This is a genomic window from Psychrobacter sp. TB55-MNA-CIBAN-0194 (assembly GCF_040309505.1).
Lineage (GTDB): Bacteria > Pseudomonadota > Gammaproteobacteria > Pseudomonadales > Moraxellaceae > Psychrobacter > Psychrobacter fozii.
The window spans coordinates 1-290 of record NZ_JBEOOW010000130.1 but is presented as its reverse complement, the minus strand read 5'-3'; the positions used below and the strand labels follow the sequence as shown (position 1 = coordinate 290).

Genomic DNA, 290 nt, shown 5'->3' with positions numbered 1-290 from the left:
ATGATCAACAATACGACCCGGTGTACCGACAATAATGTGTGCTCCGTGTTCCAATGAGCCAACTTGTGGCCCCATAGGTACGCCGCCACATAGCGTTAGTACTTTAACGTTATGGATACCACGGGCCAAGGTACGAATGTCTTTCGCTACTTGGTCGGCTAACTCACGCGTTGGACAAAGCACCATGGTTTGGATGCGAAAACGTTTTACATCCAGTTTATTAAGCAATCCTAAACCAAAGGCAGCTGTTTTACCTGAACCTGTCATCGCTTGGCCGATAACATCTTCAC

Annotated in this window: 1 protein-coding gene; it reads right to left on the bottom strand. The window is 47.2% G+C overall.

What is annotated here, in order from left to right:
• Positions 1 to 290, bottom strand: a 290-nt coding sequence (locus tag AAEY75_RS14550; protein ID WP_352259960.1) for a DEAD/DEAH box helicase, incomplete at both ends; no start/stop codon positions are given.